Consider the following 460-nt stretch of genomic DNA (forward strand, 5'->3'; position numbering starts at 1 on the left):
CGCGTCCTTCATCGGCTCCTAGTGCCAAGGCATCCACCGTACGCCCTTCATACCTTGATCTAGCGTTGGTATTCTAAGAACACACGTCTAATGACATGGTTAATTAAAAGTTTGATGTCTTGTTGATGTCTTCAGTTTTCAAGGTGCGAGTGCCTTATCCAAAGGACAAGACAAATGGAGCCTAGCGGGATCGAACCGCTGACCTCCTGCGTGCAAGGCAGGCGCTCTCCCAGCTGAGCTAAGGCCCCAGGATTGAAATTATAATGGAAATGGTGGGCCTAAGTGGACTCGAACCACCGACCTCACGCTTATCAGGCGTGCGCTCTAACCGGCTGAGCTATAGGCCCATTCCATGACTAGAGAGAATTAGACTCTCAAAACTGAACGATGGGCATGTCCCGTAAGGGACGTTTTCCTTAGAAAGGAGGTGATCCAGCCGCACCTTCCGATACGGCTACCT

Annotated in this window: 2 tRNA genes; both read right to left on the reverse strand. The window is 50.9% G+C overall.

What is annotated here, in order from left to right:
• Positions 1 to 175: 175 nt before the first annotated feature.
• Positions 176 to 248, reverse strand: a tRNA-Ala gene (locus KNQ08_RS16790).
• A gap of 22 nt (positions 249 to 270) precedes the next feature.
• Positions 271 to 347: transfer RNA gene (locus KNQ08_RS16795), tRNA-Ile, on the reverse strand.
• Positions 348 to 460 lie beyond the last annotated feature (113 nt).

This window comes from Exiguobacterium sp. s46, from assembly GCF_018618875.1.
Lineage (GTDB): Bacteria > Bacillota > Bacilli > Exiguobacteriales > Exiguobacteriaceae > Exiguobacterium_A > Exiguobacterium_A abrahamii.